15 protein-coding genes are annotated in these 14,956 nt (G+C 65.4%); 5 read left to right on the forward strand and 10 right to left on the reverse strand.

Annotated features, from left to right (window positions below; genetic code table 11):
* Window positions 1-252, forward strand: a 252-nt coding sequence (locus GGD61_RS32650) for a transposase (protein WP_183231075.1), incomplete at its 5' end; no start/stop codon positions are given.
* 297 nt (window positions 253-549) lie between these two features.
* Here the strand turns inward: GGD61_RS32650 and GGD61_RS32655 are convergent.
* From GGD61_RS32655 to GGD61_RS32665, 3 genes are all read right to left on the reverse strand, one after another.
* Window positions 550-1,737: an alanine--glyoxylate aminotransferase family protein gene (locus tag GGD61_RS32655; protein ID WP_092261391.1), complete on the reverse strand. Its 1,188-nt coding sequence runs from the start codon at window positions 1,735-1,737 to the stop codon at window positions 550-552.
* A 106-nt stretch (window positions 1,738-1,843) separates the two neighbouring features.
* A complete protein-coding gene (locus tag GGD61_RS32660) occupies window positions 1,844-2,569 on the reverse strand; it encodes a thermonuclease family protein (RefSeq protein WP_092261390.1) in 726 nt (241 codons plus the stop codon).
* A gap of 236 nt (window positions 2,570-2,805) precedes the next feature.
* Window positions 2,806-4,536, reverse strand: coding sequence for a hypothetical protein (locus GGD61_RS32665; RefSeq protein WP_183231892.1), 1,731 nt, complete (start codon window positions 4,534-4,536; stop codon window positions 2,806-2,808).
* 422 nt (window positions 4,537-4,958) lie between these two features.
* On the opposite strand from GGD61_RS32665, the gene GGD61_RS32670 reads away from it, so the two are divergent.
* Window positions 4,959-5,807 (forward strand): caspase family protein, encoded by an 849-nt coding sequence (locus GGD61_RS32670; RefSeq protein WP_018321598.1) that lies wholly within the window; start codon window positions 4,959-4,961, stop codon window positions 5,805-5,807.
* 129 nt (window positions 5,808-5,936) lie between these two features.
* Here the strand turns inward: GGD61_RS32670 and GGD61_RS32675 are convergent, their stop codons facing one another.
* The 5 genes from GGD61_RS32675 to GGD61_RS32690 form a co-directional block, all read right to left on the reverse strand.
* Window positions 5,937-6,827, reverse strand: coding sequence for an efflux RND transporter periplasmic adaptor subunit (locus GGD61_RS32675; RefSeq protein ID WP_177237382.1), 891 nt, complete (start codon window positions 6,825-6,827; stop codon window positions 5,937-5,939).
* Between the two features lie 253 nt (window positions 6,828-7,080).
* Window positions 7,081-7,251: a hypothetical protein gene (locus GGD61_RS32680; protein ID WP_018321596.1), complete on the reverse strand. Its 171-nt coding sequence runs from the start codon at window positions 7,249-7,251 to the stop codon at window positions 7,081-7,083.
* Window positions 7,252-7,322: 71 nt separating this feature from the next.
* Complete coding sequence (locus GGD61_RS32685) at window positions 7,323-8,465, reverse strand: lactonase family protein (RefSeq protein ID WP_177237381.1); 1,143 nt, start codon at window positions 8,463-8,465, stop codon at window positions 7,323-7,325.
* Window positions 8,466-8,592: 127 nt separating this feature from the next.
* Window positions 8,593-8,724: a hypothetical protein gene (locus GGD61_RS41310; protein ID WP_256375113.1), complete on the reverse strand. Its 132-nt coding sequence runs from the start codon at window positions 8,722-8,724 to the stop codon at window positions 8,593-8,595.
* A gap of 81 nt (window positions 8,725-8,805) precedes the next feature.
* Window positions 8,806-9,015 carry a hypothetical protein gene (locus GGD61_RS32690; protein WP_177237380.1) on the reverse strand — a complete coding sequence of 70 codons (210 nt, stop codon included), beginning with the start codon at window positions 9,013-9,015 and terminating at the stop codon, window positions 8,806-8,808.
* Window positions 9,016-9,146: 131 nt separating this feature from the next.
* Between GGD61_RS32690 and GGD61_RS41315 the strand changes: the two genes are divergently transcribed.
* Both GGD61_RS41315 and GGD61_RS32695 read left to right on the forward strand, forming a co-directional pair.
* On the forward strand, window positions 9,147-9,269 hold the full coding sequence (locus tag GGD61_RS41315; protein ID WP_283806130.1) for a hypothetical protein: 123 nt from the start codon (window positions 9,147-9,149) through the stop codon (window positions 9,267-9,269).
* 136 nt (window positions 9,270-9,405) lie between these two features.
* Entirely contained in the window at window positions 9,406-9,978 is a 573-nt protein-coding gene (locus GGD61_RS32695) for a hypothetical protein (protein ID WP_092261386.1), read from the forward strand.
* A 64-nt stretch (window positions 9,979-10,042) separates the two neighbouring features.
* On the opposite strand, the gene GGD61_RS32700 is transcribed toward GGD61_RS32695, so the two are convergent.
* Both GGD61_RS32700 and GGD61_RS32705 read right to left on the reverse strand, forming a co-directional pair.
* On the reverse strand, window positions 10,043-12,706 hold the full coding sequence (locus GGD61_RS32700; protein WP_092261385.1) for an EAL domain-containing protein: 2,664 nt from the start codon (window positions 12,704-12,706) through the stop codon (window positions 10,043-10,045).
* Window positions 12,707-12,937: 231 nt separating this feature from the next.
* Window positions 12,938-13,663 carry a hypothetical protein gene (locus tag GGD61_RS32705; protein ID WP_409362480.1) on the reverse strand — a complete coding sequence of 242 codons (726 nt, stop codon included), beginning with the start codon at window positions 13,661-13,663 and terminating at the stop codon, window positions 12,938-12,940.
* Between the two features lie 179 nt (window positions 13,664-13,842).
* On the opposite strand from GGD61_RS32705, the gene GGD61_RS32710 reads away from it, so the two are divergent.
* On the forward strand, window positions 13,843-14,907 hold the full coding sequence (locus tag GGD61_RS32710; protein WP_092261384.1) for a LysM peptidoglycan-binding domain-containing protein: 1,065 nt from the start codon (window positions 13,843-13,845) through the stop codon (window positions 14,905-14,907).
* Window positions 14,908-14,956: the final 49 nt, after the last annotated feature.

Here is a 14,956-nt window from a genome sequence, read left to right on the forward strand (position 1 = left end):
AAAGCGGAAGGCAAAAAGCCCCGCATCGCGTTCCGTCCCAACAGACATCATCCGGAACTGCCGCCAAGGCTCAAACGCTACAACCGCCTCATCGCGCGCCGGCGAGCCCAGGTCGAGACCACCTTCGCCACTCTCAAACGCCGCATGCGACTGACCTGCATCCGCTACGTTGGTCTGATGAAGGCAAGCGGGCAGGTCCTGCTCGCCTCGATCGCCTTCAACATGAGGCGGTGGGCCACGATCGCGGCCTGAGCCGCCCGCCGAGGGCGACCACTACAGACTTGGCTGGCAATTGCCGTAACCACGGCCCTCTCTCCTCATGTCCTCAGCCTCCAAGACCGATAACGCAACAGGCCCCCTGTGGGAGAGGGTGGCTCGCCGCGGAGCGGCGAGACGGGTGAGGGGTATCTCTCCGCGAATCGATCTCGAAATTGAGTTTGCGGAGACAACCCCTCATCCGGCGCTTAGCGCCACCTTCTCCCACAAGGGGAGAAGGAAGAAAGGAGCGCTGCGTTCGCAGGGACGACAGTGGCGTTTGTGGCTGGCGCCCTACACCGCCACCTCTTCGCCGAGATACGACACCGCCGCTTCCAGTCCGCCCTTGCCGTGCGGAATCTTCAGGGCGTTCAGGCCAATCTCGATCACCCCTAACGTGCCGAGCAACATCGGCGCGTTGACGTGGCCCATATGGGCGATGCGGAAGGCTTGGCCCGAGAGGTCGCCGATGCCGGTGCCGAGCACGACGCCGCACTTGTCCTTGCAATAGCGTTGCAGCACCGCGGGATCGTGGCCGTTGCTCATGGTCACCGTGGTCACGGTGTTGGAGCGCTCGTTGGCCTCCGCCACGTTGAAGCCGAGCACCTGGCCTTCCGACCATGCGCCAACCGCGCGGCGTGCGGCTTCGCCGAGCAGGCTGTGGCGGCGGAAGGCGTTCTCGAGGCCTTCCTCGTGCAGCATGTCGATCGCCTTGCGCAGCGCGAACAACAGGTGCACCGGCGCGGTGCCGGCGTATTTGCGGTAATTCTCGGTGCCCTCGCGCTCGCTCCAGCTCCAATAGGGCGTCGACATGTCGGCCTTCTTGTGCACCTCGAGCGCACGCGCATTGGCGGCGACGAAGCCGAGGCCGGGCGGCGTCATCAGGCCCTTCTGCGAGCCCGACATCGCAACATCGATGCCCCATTTGTCCATCTCGAACGGCATGCAGCCGAGCGAGGCGACAGTGTCGACCATGTACAGCGCCGGATGGCCGCTCGCCTTGATCGCCTTGCCGATCGCCTCGATGTCGTTCTGCACACCCGAGGCCGTATCGACCTGGACCACGACGACGGCCTTGATGGTGTGCTCCTTGTCGCGGCGCAGGCGCTCCTCGACCTCGTGCGGCCGCACTGCGCGGCGCCAGTCGCCCTTGAGCACCTCGACCTCGGCGCCCATCAGCGCTGCCGCATTGCCCCAGCCGATCGCGAAGCGCCCGCTCTCCAGCACCAGCACCTTGTCGCCGCGCGACAGCACGTTGCTCAGCGCTGCTTCCCAGGCGCCGTGGCCGTTGGCGATGTAGATGTAGGACTTGCCCTTGGTCGCAAACAGTTTCGAGATGTCACTGAGCAGGCTCTCGGTCAGGTCGAGCATCTCCTTGGAGTAGATGTCGATCGCCGGACGGTGCATTGCCCGCAGCACCTCGTCGGGCATCGTGGTGGGCCCGGGGATGGCCAGAAATTCCCGGCCCGCGCGAACGGTCATTGCTGTTGGTCCTTGTTGCTTGAGAACGGACTGGTGGGTTTGCTGATTCACGTTTTACGCGCCGTGAACCCCCAAGAAAAGCACGCAAAACGCAGGTCTGGGGCTCTCATCTCTTGGTCTCGCGGCAGCCGGCGGCTTCCGCCTCCTCGACCGAGCAGAACCAGCGAGTGCCCTTGCTGATCTTCATCTTGATCTGGGTGTACCAGCGGCTGGTCGGCTGGTGAAAGATGCACTCGCCGGCGCTGTTGACGTTGCCCTTGATGGTGCAGTCCGGGGAAGGCGCGACCGGTCCCGAGGCCGAGGCGAGCAGCACCGCATGCGCCCCGTCGGGCGGCTTGGTGGCGCCGAGGATGGCGGTCTTCTTGTTGCGGACGCGCCAGTCCCAGGGCGCGATGAAGGCACCCTGCCACATCCCGGCTTTTGCCTCGCGCGCAGCGGCCTCGTCGGGCTCGTAGTCCTTGGAGATGCGGGTGTAGGCAAGCGCCCAGCCGCTGCGCACCAGCCATTTCTGGATGTCCTCGCCGCCGACCTCGCAGCGCGCCACAGTGCGGCCGCGCCGGTCGATTGAACGGGTGTGGCAGACCCAGCTCTTGCCCTCGGCATATTTGGCGAGCTCGTCGCGCGCCGCGACGCCGCAGGTCCAGCGCTCGCTTTTGGTGTTGAGGCAGAGCTGGTCGACCGCAGGCGCGTCGATGCCGCCGAGCCGGATCCGCATGTTGCCGATCACGACAGCATCGCCGGCGCGGACCTTGGCCATGCCGGTGATGTCGGTGGCCTCAGCCAGCGAGGGCAGGGCGAGCAAGGACAGCGCAATCAGGATTTTTCGCAGCATGCCGGTCCGCGTGTGATGAAAATCTCGATAGATCGCGCAATTGTGGTCGGCTTTTGGCCGTCGGGCCAGCGTATGCCTAACAGATAGGCTTTCAACTTCCCGTCATTGGTCGAAGGTCCCGTAGGGTGGGCAAAGCGAAAGCGTGCCCACGATGTCTTTCGTGGCGAGAGATCGTGGGCACGGCGCGAAGAGCGCGCCTTTGCCCACCCTACGAGATCTGCGTCCGGGCACGAAACCTACCCCCGCCCCGTCATCGCCCGCTTCGCCACCGCCAGCCCCATCAGCACGAACGCCGACGTCACCTCCGGGCCGCCCACCAAAATCCGCGTCGGCGTCTTCATCTTGTTCCACTCATAGGCGCGGAACGGGCCGCGGCGGCCGCCTTCGCCGAGACCGGCGACGATCACGTTCAGCGCCGGCGCGAAGGCGCGCGGGTCGGCGCCGAGATGGCCGAGCGCGATCAGCGCCAGCGCCGCGTCGAACACGTTCATCTCAGCGGCCATCAGCTCGCCCTTGACGTAGGACAGCACGCGATGGCGGATGAAGTCGAAATCGCCGGCGGGATCGATCGCGGCCTGCGCGGCCAGCGGCAGTGCCAGGAACGCCGCATAGCAGCGGCCGAAATACGCGCTGTAGAGCTCGGGCAGATAATAGATGTGCGAGCGCGGATTGGCGAAGGCGCCGCTCGCCGCCAGCCTCTTCTGGAAGCCGATGATGCGATGCACCGTGGCGAGCCGCGACGGCGTCTCCAGGACTTTCCAGCGCGCGAGGTTGCGAAAGCTCACCTCGAGAATGTCGAGATTGAGCGTCGGATCGAGATCGTTGCCATAGGGACGCTCGCCCTTGAGGTTGTCGATCCAGGTCGCGACGCCGCCCTCATAGTCGATATTGTCGTTGAGCGGCACGGTCACGCGCGGTTCGTTGACGCCGGCGCGCACCTGGTAGCCGGCGTAGAAATCCAGCAGCGGCTGGTCGATGATCTCATCAAGGCAGCCGGCCTGCGTCGCGGCCGAGATCGAGCACGCCGTGGTGTCGCAATCCGGCACGTAGACGCCGAAGCCGAGATCCTGCTTGATCTGCGCGAAGTAACGCGAAAAGCGCGGATGCGGCGGAGGCGCCAAGGCGGTGACGACGTTGAAGCGCGCGCCGTCGATGCCCTCGACCTCCTCGCGGCTGATGTTGACGCAAAAATTCACCATGTCGGCGATGGCGCGTTCGGCCGCAATCTTGTCGGCCTGGGAGGCGAGCCCGGTCTCGCCATAGCTGAGCAGCGCCTCGATGAAGAACGCATCGTAATAGGCCGAGCGGTGGCGGATCTGAACCGGTTCCCACATCGGCTCGGCGACCCCTCGCCAGGGAGGATTGACGACGGCCCGGGCTGGCGAGCGCGCGATGAAGACGCGGGCGAGGTTGAACAGCAGCGAGGAATTCTTGTAGCCGCGCGCGTTGAGGCCCGTGAGCGCCATGGTCAGCTCGCGGCCGCGAAAGTCAGGATCGCCGATCAGGTTGAAGGCGGCGTAGGTCGGCAGGAAACCGTTCTTGCGGTAGGAGCCGAGCAGATGCTGCGCGCAGTCGCGGATCACGCCTTCGATCTGCGACTCTGGCGGCGCGGAGCCGGTGAACATGGCCGGCGGCGGCTTGGGGTGGTCGAGCGCGATGCTGTCGACGAGATCGGCGACCGGCTGGCCGACCGCCGCCCAATCGGGCTCGGCCTCGTCGCGGGCGCGAACCAGCGCCTCGCGCAGCGCCGTCAGCCTGGCCTCGTCACGCAGCTCGGGCAGTCCAGCCCGCCGCAGCAGCACCCGCAACGCGGGATTGCCGAGCGCGGTCTTGTAGAATTTGGCCAGATGCGGATCGCCGCTGGCCGTAACAGACAATACGGGGTCGCAGACGTCGTAAAGCGAGGGGCCGTCCTTCCGGGCGGTCAGCGCCCGGCAGGCGGCGCCGGCAAAATAATGAAGGCTCATGAAATACCTGGTCGCGGGGCCTTGGTCGGGGGCCGGCACACTCCCATCTGCGCGCCGCCCCCTTGCCAAGTCGTTGAAAAGGCTACCCGGATTCGCAGGAAATACAAATGTGATGGAGGTCACGGAAAAAGCCGGCACGAAGGCTGCATGATCGAGGCTCGAAATGGGGTGCCAGGGGCAAAAACGCACAAATCTAGCTTGGAGAATTAACGAACATCTTCAGTCGCTTAGCTCAATTTTTGGGCAATCTATTGCCGGGGAGGCGATATCCGGTTAAGGGTTTGTTTGGTGCGGCGCCGCAAATTGCGCGCAATTCGGGGGCACATCCCCGGCCAATCCCTCAAACCTAAAGACGCTATCGCGCTACTCAAACAGTGTGCGCGCGCTTGGCTGGTCTTTGGCACTGACAGGAATGAAGCGAGATGAATGTTAGGCAGCTCGACATTTCCCGACGCACGATCGCGTTGGCCGCGGCCCTCATCGGCACGGTGTCGCTCGTGATCGGCGCCCATGCTGCTCTGAACATGCGCGCGATCGACGCCGCCAAGGCCGTCTCGACCGACCAGATCACGGGCTCGATCGCCCAGACCTCGCGCCTCGCCCTCGTCATCGGCAATGGACATTATCCCGACGCCAGCGCGCCGCTGACGCAGTCTATCAACGACGCCCGCGCGCTCTCCTCGTCCCTGCGCAAGAACGGTTTTGACGTCGACATGGTGGAAGACGCGACCAAGGACGACATGGTCCGCGCCGTCAATCGCCTGAAGTCCCGGATCAAGCGCGACACCGTCGTCATGCTGTTCTTCGGCGGCTACGGCGTGCAGGCGGGACGCGAGAGCTACATGCTGCCGGTCGATGCCGTGATCTGGAAGGAAAGCGACGTCCGCCGCCAGGGCGTCTCGATCGACGGCGTGATCGACATGATGAAGGAGCAGGGCGCCAAGGCCAAGCTCGTCGTCGTCGATGCCTCTCGCCGTAACCCTTACGAGCGTCGCTTCCGCTCCTACAGCCACGGCCTCGCGCCGATCAACGCGTCCGACAATGCGCTGATCCTGTCCTCGGCTTCGCCCGGCAAGGTCGTCGACGACGGCAAGGGCGAGCACAGCGTGCTGGTCAGCGAGTTCCTGAACAACCTCAGTGCAAAGGGCAGCGCCGAAAGCGTCTTCAACAAGACCCGCGTCGCCATCTCCCGCGCCAGCGAAGGCGACCAGGTCCCGACCGTCTCCTCCTCGCTGCTCGAAGACGTCCATTTCGGCGAAGCCGGCGGCTAGTTTTTTCGAGGGCGCGCGAGCTCTCGTAGGGTGGGCAAAGGCGCAAAGCGCCGTGCCCACCATTTTTCTCCGTCATTTCGATAGAAGACGTGGGCACGCTTCGCTTTGCCCACCCTACGAGACCGCCGGCTACTTCGCTGCTTCCGCGGCCATCACCGGCCGTACCGGATCGCCTTCGCGCAGCAGCGCGCCGGCGCGGGCGACGACGACATCGCCGTCGTTGAGGCCGTCGCGGACCTCGATATTGCCGCCCGACATCAATCCGACCTCGACACGCTTGGTCTCGACCCGGTTGCGGCGGATCACCTGCACCACGGTGCCGGCGGATGAATATTGCACGGCGGTCAGCGGCACCGCGACATTGCAGCTCTGCCCGGTCTTGATCAGCGCGCGTCCGCTCGCCTTCAGCAGCAGACGCTTCTGCGAGGAGATGCCGATATAGACCATGCCCTGCTGGATGTTCGGCTCCACGGTCGGGCCGATGCGGCGCACCTTGCCGTCGATGTCGCCGGCGCCGCCGATCCGCACGGTCGCCGGCTGATTGACCGCGAGCTTGCGCATATCGGTGGTCGCCACCAGACCGACGAGATCGTATTCGCTGCGCGCCACGATCGTGAACAGCGCCTCGCCCTTGGCCGAGGCGAAGTTGCCGATCTGGGCGGTCGACGTCGCGATCACGCCCGCCACCGGCGCGGTGACCTGCAGGGTGCCGCCCTCGGGGAGCGCCAGCCGCGCCAGCACCTGGCCGGCGGTGGTGGTGTCGCCGGCTTCCGCCAGCACGTCGGTGACCTTCAGGCCCGGACGCTCGGGCCGCACCGACGTTTCCTCCCGCGCGATGATCGTGCCGGTGGCCTCGACGATGTCGGAGAAGCAGGACTTTGCGACTTTCAGCACCGTGACCGCCGGCCCCTTGGGCGCGTCGTCATCGGCGGCTCGGGCCGGATATGGACCGAGGATGAGCATGCCGGCGACGGCTGCGGGACACAGGCTTCGAACGACGGCACGGGGCAAATGACGCATCGGAAATTCCACGGGTTCTATGCCTCCAATCGATAGCAGATGGCAGGGCTGCGGACTACGGCAGCGTTGTCCCAAAAAGAAGGCCACGCCACCGCGGGCCGACGCAGCAAGCCTTTGATTAGTCGCGGGATTGGAGAACAGGTTCGCATTTCCCGGGCGGCGCGCCGCGGGTCGGCACTACTCCAAAGTGCCGTCGATCACGGTCCTCTCATCGGTCAACGGCACAGGTCGCGGCGCGGGCGTAAACGGCCCGTCAGCCGCGGCGCTCACCCAGCAGCTTGCCGTTGGCCCGGTCGATCAAATGCAGGCGCGTGCAGGCCGGACAGGACACCGACACATGCGTGCGGTCGGCCGGCTCGTCGCCGAGCCGATGCTGCACGTTCATGCCGGTCTGCGGGCATTTGAAGACGATCTGACGGTCCATGACCGATGATATGACGACAAGGCGCGCTTTCCGAAATTACGGATGATTACGTAGGTCGGCGGCGGCGCCCCTCACGGCAGGTTCAGGAACTCCACCCAGTTCGGCTTCTTGCCGGTGGGGTAGGATTTCAGCTTGGCCAGCGCGCCGCTGCCCTGGTCGATCGCATAGACCGTCATGCTATCGGAGAGCTCGCCGACCGCGGCGAGGTAGCGCCCCGTCGGATCGATGTGGAAGCCGCGCGGCTGCTTCTCGGTCGGCACGCTGCCGATCGTGGTCAGCTTGCCGCTGGCCGCATCGACCTTGTAGGCGGTGAGCGTGTTGGTGGTGCGCTCGGAGGCGTAGAGGAAGCGGCCGTCCGGAGTGATGTGGATGTCGGCGGCCCAAGGCTTCTTATCAGACTCTTTTCCGTTAAAGCCCTCCGGCAGTGCGGTGGTGCGCTGGATCTCGTCCCAGGCGCCGCTCCTGGCCTCGTAGGTGAACGCGGCGACGTCGCCGTTCAACTCGTGGATCAGATAGACGAACTTGCCATTGGGATGGAATACGAAGTGCCGCGGGCCCGATTTCTCCGGCACCTTGTGGGCTGGCGGATCGCTCGGCGTCAGCGTACCGGCCGTGGCATCGAACGCGAAGGCCAGCACCTGGTCGGAGCCGAGATTGGTCGCGAACGCGAAGCGATTGTCGGGCGAGGGCAGGAAGGCGTGCGCGTTCAGCCCGGTCGGGATCACCTGTTTCGGCTCGCCGGCGACACCGTTGGCGGAAAGCGGATTCAGCGCGACCTTGTTGCCGCCATAGGAGGCGCTGAACAGGAACTTGCCGCTGCGGTCGATCGCGATATTGGCCATGCTGTCGGCGAGCGGCCCGTTGCCGATATGGCTGAGCTGGCCCGTTTTGGGATCAATCGCAAAGCTCACCGCGAGGTACGGCTGCGAGCGGACACCGGCGATCAGCACGCGGTGGTCGGGCGTGATCGCGAGCGGCGTCGAGGAGCCGGGCTTGTCGACGCCCTTGAAGGCGGCCGTCTGCACCGGAATCATCTCGCCGCTCTCGGTCATCTTGAACACGCTGATGTCGTTGCTGTCGGCGTTGCCGACATAGGCGAAGGTCTCGGCCATGCCGGCGTGGACTCCAGAAATGAGAGTGAGGACTGCGAACAGGGTGGTGGCGATTGCAGCGCGTGGCGCTTTGGATGCGATGCGTCGGGTCGGTCTCAACATGGGCTCCTCCTGAGGGCCGGTCGCGGCCTTGTCGTTTTGCCGGCGAGGATAGCGGGCGGCGCGCCGCCGCACCAAATTCCAGTTGGGATTGATCGATGCCGAAATTGTATCGGTCGCCGGGGAGGGACTACCGCATCGCCGCGGTTCGGGAGGGCAGATGCGGGCTGGACGGATGCGCGGGTGGTCCGAGCACGGCCCAGACCGCGACCGCAACCAGAGCGGACGTCAGGATGGTCCAGGCGATGAGCCGTTTCCGCATCTGGTCGAATCCGTCGCTGTCATGAAGTCGCGGGGCACCCGGAATCGTGCACTGCAAACCGCGGCAATCCTATGAACTCGTTCACAGGCGAAAACGGCGGGCGCAAGGCGAACCAATGCCGCGCGAGCGCATTGAACCGACATGCCCCGTGAAAACGATCTCGAAGGTAAGCCCGACATGGGCGGCAAGCATGGCGGTCAAGCCGGCCAGCCCAAGTCGCCGCCGCGCCCACACCAAGGCGAACACGATGAGGACGTCGTGGCAAAGCGCCACACCGGCCAAACCGATCACGCCTCGCCGCCGACCAAATCAAAATAGCGCCTCGCCGCGCGGCCGTGCCGCGCCGCGAGTCGGGAACGGCGGCATCGCTGTGCCGTTACCCCGGTCCCGCGGGCGTGACAGATCAAAACGGAGGCTGGCTCGTGTTTTGGATTTATTGGAACACCGCCTGGTCGCTGATTATCAGCGGCATCATGGTCGCCACCATCGTCAGCCACCCCGACGCGGAGCTCGTCGAGATCACCGCGGCAAAACAGAAGCTCTGAGCCCGCGCCAGGCGTCGTCGGCGACGACCGCCTGTGACCCTTTGCGGACGCCTTGAAGCCTTGTCTCGATTGGCTTGTTCAGCTTCAATCGCCGGCGCCGGCTTTGGTCCGGCTTGGATGTGCCAGGGGAAATTGAATGAGCCCATCCGCACCCATCAGCGCCGCCGACGCGATCAGCACGTACGTCTTTGCAAAGGATGGCAATCGACCGCAGATGATGAGGGACGCCTTTGCCTCAGACTGCGAATTGGAGATGGTCGTAAAGACCGACGCCATCTCATTCCCAAGCTCCGCAAAAGGGCTGGAGCAAGTTACCGAAGTACTGGTGACGAGCTTCGGCGATCAATACCAGAACGTCCGGACTTTTTGCCTCTCCCGTCCGACCTCACAGCAGCTACCGCGTTTCCGTTGCGATTGGCTCGTCGGGATGTCGGCAAGGCAAGGTGGTGCGGTTCGCGTCGGCTGCGGACGCTATGACTGGCGCTTCGGTTCCGGCCATGGCGGCCGCGTCGAGAAGCTCGCGATCGAAATCGAAGTCATGAGTGTACTTCCAGCCGAGATGTCGAAGCCGATCATGCAATGGCTCGCGGCCTTGCCGTATCCCTGGTGTTCAAGCGCCCAGGCCTGCGAGAGTATTCCAGCCATTGACGCCTTAGAGTCGATCAAGCACTTCCTCACGGTAACGAGCGAGGCAAGCCAGCAACCATGAGTTTGTTGAGCAGGGGTGCGGCTCATCAAGTCCGGATTTGACCCTAAAGCCAGACGTGGCGCCGCTAAGCCGCAACCGCCTGCGTCGCCAGCAGCTGCTTCAATTTCGACGCCGGCACCGCCGGACTGAACAGCCAGCCCTGCATCTGGCTGCAGCCGAGCTGGCGCAGCACCTCGCGCTGGGCTTCGGTCTCGACGCCTTCGGCGGTCGTCGCCATGTGGCGCGCGGCGGCCATGTGCACCACGGCCTGCACGATCGGCGAGGAATCTTCGGACTGACCGATGTCGCTGATGAAGCTGCGGTCGATCTTGATCTTGTCGAACGGGAAGCGGTGCAGATAGCTCAGCGACGAATAGCCGGTGCCGAAATCGTCGAGCGCGATACGCACGCCGAGCTCGCGCAGCTGCTGCAGGATCGTCAGCGCCTCCTCGTCGTCGCGGATCAGCACGGTCTCGGTGATCTCGAGCTCGAGCCGTCCGGGCGCAAGTCCGGACTCTGCGAGCGCGGCCGCGACCTTCAGCGCCAGCGTCCGCGTGCGGAACTGCACCGGCGAGACGTTGACGGCGATGTGGATCTGGCCGGGCCAGGAGGCGGCCTCACGGCAGGCCTGCTTCAGCACCCACTCGCCGATCTCCCCGATCAGCCCGGTGTCTTCCGCCACGGGAATAAAGTCCGCGGGCGAGACCATGCCGCGCTCGGGATGACGCCAGCGCAGCAGCGCTTCGCAGCCGGTCACGACATTGGCCGCGAGATCGACCAGCGGCTGGTAGTGCACCTCGAACTCGCCGCGAGCCAGCGCCTGACGCAGATCGAGCTCCAGCTGACGGCGCAGCCTCGCCTTGGCGTCGTATTCCGGCGTGAAGATGCGGTAGGTGCGGCGCCCCTCCGACTTCGCCGCATACATCGCAAGATCGGCGCGCTTGAGCAGGTCGTCGAGATTGTCGCCGTGGTCGGGCGCGATCGCGATGCCGATGCTGGCATCGGTCGGGATGTCCTGGCCCTTGCAGTCCACCGGCGCGCGCAGCGCCTTGAGGATATCTTCCGCCAGCGCCGACAGCTCGGCCGGATCGCGAGTGCCGGCCTTGACGATGGCAAACTCGTCGCCGCCGAGCCGCGCGACGAGGTCGTTGCCGGAAACGCAGGCGCGCAGCCGGTTCGCCACCTGCCGCAGCAACTCGTCGCCGACCTCGTGTCCGAGCGAATCGTTGACGCCCTTGAACTCGTCGACGTCGATATAGAGGATGGCGAACGGCTTGCCCTGGCTGAGCTCGGCGACGCGCCGCTCCAGATGGCCTCGCAGCAGCACGCGGTTGGGCAGGTCGGTCAGCGCGTCGTAATGCGCCATATGCGCGATGCGCTCGTCGGCGCGGATGCGCGCGGTGACGTCGTCGTGGGTCGCGAGCCAGCCGCCGGCGGCGCCGGGCTGGTTCTTGATCTCGACCAGGCGGCCATCCGCGGTCTCCACGATGGCGCTCTGGGTGCGCCCGATATGGCTCAGAATGTCGTCGCAATAGGTCTCGACGTCGCCGTGGAACGAGCCGGTGTCGTGGCGGTGCCGGATCACGTCACGGAAAGTGGCGCCGGGCTTCACCACCTCGGGGGACAAGCCGTACATCTCGATGTAGCGCCGGTTGCAGACGATCAGCCGCTCGTCCTGATCGAACATCAGGAGTCCTTGCGTCATCGTGTTCATCGCGGTGTCGAGCCGCTGTTTCTCCAGCGAGAGCCGGTGCGTCACCTGGCGGAAGATCAGGAACAGCGTGAGCACCAGCAGGCTGATCGACAGCACGGCGATGGTGACGAAGAATTTCGTTTGCGTGCGCCAGGTCGCAAGCGTCGCATCCAGCGACTTGGTCGCGACCACGACCAGCGGCTCGCCGGCGAGCAGGCGCGAGGCGACGATGCGGTCCTTGCCGTCGATCGGGCTGGCGATCTGCATCGAGACGAAGGTGCGGTCGAACACCGCCATCTGCTCCGGCGTGCCCTTGCGAAAGTTATGCCCGATCATCGCATCGACGCGCGGAACGCGCGCCAGCAATTGGCCGTTCTGGTGGTGCATCGCGATCGAGGATTCCTCGCCGAGCCCGGTCGAGGCGAAGAAGGATTCGAGCTGCTCGGGCGCGATCGCGCGCGAGACCACCCCAAGGAATTCGCCATGCGGGCCGGACACGCGCCGCGCGAACACGATCGCCGGTCCGTTGCCGATCCGGCCGTGCACCACCTCCACGTCCTCCTGCGCGGTCGGATCGTTCTTGAGGCGGTTGAAATAGCCGCGGTCCGCGACCGAGACGTTGGCGACCGGCCAGCGCCGCGACGAGTTGATCAGCAAGCCCCTGGCATCGAACACATTGGCGCCGGCAACGTCGGCCCAGCCGCTGGCTTTCGCACGCAGCACCTCGTGCATGGCGAGCGTGCCCATCTCGCTGCGGAAGACGTCGGCGGATTCGATGCCGCGGCTCTCGAGCTCGGTGATGATGCTCTTCTGCAGCACCGCGAAATCCTCGAACTCGCGGTCGAAATGCCGGGCCAGCAGGCGCACGGTGTTTTCAAGGCTGTCGCGGCCGCTCTCGATCGCATTCTGCCGGAAGCGGTCGACGGTGAGCGCGGTGCCGATTGCGGTCGCGGCCATCAGCACGAAGCCGCCGACGATCAGCCATGTCAGTGGCGCTCCCCGCCAGCGACGGAGCAGCGCGCGCATGCGCGCGGTCCATCGGATCGATGTGCCCATGCAGCCCTCCCGTGGGATGCAAGGTGCAGCAAAACCGACAAGACCCCGTTACCAGCGAAGGTTAGGGAACTATGAATCGGAACGGAATCAGTGGGTTGGTTCCATCGATCGCGGAAGCTGCCGTAGGGTGGGCAAAGGCGCGCTCTTCGCGCCGTGCCCACGACCCCTATCCGCATCATCCAACGTGATCGGTGGGCACGCTACGCTTTGCCCACCCTACGAGACCACCATTCACCGCTTGATCTCCCAGTTCAGCGCTTCCGCGTTGCCCTTGGCGAACATCTTGGGGACATCGAACTGGCCGGTCTTGAGGTCATAGCGGCATTTCCAGTCCGCGAGCCCTTTCACGGCGACGTTCTTCGGATGCTTGTCCATTTCGCCCGACAGCGAGATCAGGAGGTAGCGGTTGTTGGGCCAGTCAACGCCGAGCCAGCGATAGGCAGTTTCGGTGCCCTTCATCAGATTGGCCGAGATATGGTAGTCGAGCTTCATCTTCTTCGTGTCGGCACGGCTGTGGAAATAGGCCCAAGCGAGATCGCTGAGTGATTGTTTCGTCGCGCTGACGAAGGCGCCGTTCTCGACATGATAGAGAAACAGATCCTGCGAGCCTGAGCCGGTCTTCTGCATCCGCACCAGCCATTGCGAGTCGCTGGTGAAGCGGAAGCCCGCGCCGTAGCCCTGCTCCGGTTTCAGCTCCGTCATCTGGTCGCCGCGTCGCGCCCAGACCTGCCATTTGACCTCGAACAGGTCTTCACTGTCCTTCATGTATTGCTCGAGCCTGGTGGCACCGTCGGGCGAGGTGAAGGCGAGGTCGGCATTGTCGGTGAGGACGAAGCCCGGCGGCGGGCCGGAGGCTGCGAGCGCTGGGGAAGCTGTGAGCGTCAGGGCAAGCGCCAGCCCGAGGGCCAGGGTCAGACCGAGCGCCAGATTTGGGGCGGAACGGCAAAATGCGGTCACGGGAAAATTCCTCAAAAAATGCCGCGATTCAGTCTCGCGTGATTTGACGCCGGCGGGGTGGCACCGGTTCATCCCTGAGTGCGGGGACGGCGGTCTCATCCCATCGACCGTCTTGCTGCCGCAGCCAATTCGGCGCACCTTGCCCCCTCGGCTGATTTGCCATCCAAGGTTCTTTTCCGATGATGACCGCATCCAAGGCCTTCATTGCTCTTTGCCTGCTCGCCCTGGTCGGCACCGTGCTGGTGATCGGCCCGACCGAGCTGCGCCGCCTGCTGCCGGACGGGACCAAGACCGTCGTCGCAGCCACGCCCGAGGCCAAGGTCGAACCCAAGGTCGAACCCAAGGTCGAGGCCAAGGCCGAACTCAAGCCGGCCCCGAAACCGGAAGAATCCAAACCGGAACAGCCAAAGCTTGCCGCCGCCACGCCGCCTGCGCCCGCACCAGCCCCCGAGCCGAAGGCGGGGGCGCTGGCCGAGACCCAGAAGCAGGTCACGGCCGCGCTCGCCGATCTTGCACCGGTCAAGCCATCGCCGGCGGTCGCCGACACCGGCCCCCGTTTCGACGTCGCCCGCGTCGACGATCACGGCGAGGCCGCGGTGATCGCGGGCCAGGCCGCGCCGGGGGCAACGGTCGAGCTGCTGCGCGACGGCAAGCCGCTCGATACGGTGACTGCCGACGCCTCGGGCCAGTTCGTGATGACCCCGCCGCAGCTTCCCGCCGGCTCCTATGAATTGACGCTCCGCGCCAGGGCGCCGGATGGCACGGTCACGCAGTCCAGCCGGACCATGCCGGTGACCATCGCCGAGGTGGCGCCGCCGCCCGCGCGTCCGGCGCCGGTCGCGAGGCAAGACGTGAGGCAAGATACGAAGCAGGCCGAGAAGCCGGACGACAAATCGGATGTCGTGGCATCCCTGCAGTCGGCCTCGCCGCACCCCGCCTCGGCATCCGACAGGCCCGCGGTCCGGCCGAGGCTGGGCGGCGCGCCGAAGCCCCGGGTCATGGCGAGGGCGCCGGCGGCGACGACCGTTGCATCTGCCTCGCCGGCGGACGCCCTCAGCGTTGCGCCGGCAGAGACAGGCAGCCGGGTGATCTCCCGCGGCGACAGCCTGTGGGCACTCAGCCGGCTCGCCTATGGCGACGGCGCCCGCTACGCCGTGATCTTCAAGGCCAACCGCGACAAGATCCACAATCCCAATCTGATCTATCCCGGCCAGACGTTTGTGATGCCGCAAAAGGCGGAGTGAGGGGGCGGTCTTGCTCTTCCTCTCCCGCTTGCGGGTGAGGAAGCCGAGC

This window comes from Bradyrhizobium sp. SBR1B, from assembly GCF_014198205.1.
Taxonomy (GTDB): Bacteria; Pseudomonadota; Alphaproteobacteria; order Rhizobiales; family Xanthobacteraceae; genus Bradyrhizobium.